The following is a 799-nucleotide window of genomic DNA, read 5'->3' on the forward strand; positions in this document are numbered from 1 at the left end:
ATAGGAAATTTAATCATAGTACCATTTATAGGTATGATAATGTATTTGAGTATTGCAAGTTTAATAATATTTAGAGTTAGTATAGAAAATGTAGCTAAAAAAGATAATTGAAAACTTACATTATATATAACATAGGGGTTATTTATAATTAAAATTATCCCTATTAGAGACAATGTTGATATTCCATCCTTTTTTCTATTAATAAAGACTGATAAATAGAAAACCATAACAAATGTTATAGACCTAATTATAGATGGAGACGCACCTACCATTATACAATATAAAGATATAAAAATCGACAATATTAATAATTTATACAATTTATTTATACCTCTTAATAAAAAAGCTATTACAATACATAGTATACCTGTATGAAGACCCGATATAGATATTACATGACTAGTTCCTGTCCTAGTAAACATTTCTTTTTGCTCATCTGTCAGATTTTCAACTTCTGCTAATAATATAGAATTTATAAAATCCGAATTTTTCTTATATAAATATCTATAAGTTTTATTTATGTAAAACTTTATTTTACCTATTAAGTCATATATTTTATTCTTACCAATAATTTTATAGCTATTTATATATATTATACCTTTATATCCAGTGCTTTTTATATACCTTCCATAATCAAAATCTTCATATTTCATTTTGTCTAAACTTTTAAATTTACCTGTAACATTAGTCTTCTGACCAATTTTCAAATCTTTGCTTCTCGTATAATCATTTATTAGAAAATCTCCTACTTTATACTGATTATATCTAGGCTTTTCAATTTTTCCTTTTACTGTTCCTT

At 23.3% G+C, this 799-nt stretch carries 1 protein-coding gene; it reads right to left on the bottom strand.

Annotated features, from left to right (window positions below; all coding sequences use genetic code 11):
- On the bottom strand, nucleotides 1–799 hold a 799-nt coding region (locus tag KGF50_RS21710), incomplete at both ends, for a ComEC/Rec2 family competence protein (protein ID WP_227849981.1).

Origin of the sequence: Clostridioides sp. ZZV15-6598, from assembly GCF_020657705.1 — a bacterium.
Taxonomy (GTDB): Bacteria; Bacillota; Clostridia; order Peptostreptococcales; family Peptostreptococcaceae; genus Clostridioides; species Clostridioides difficile_F.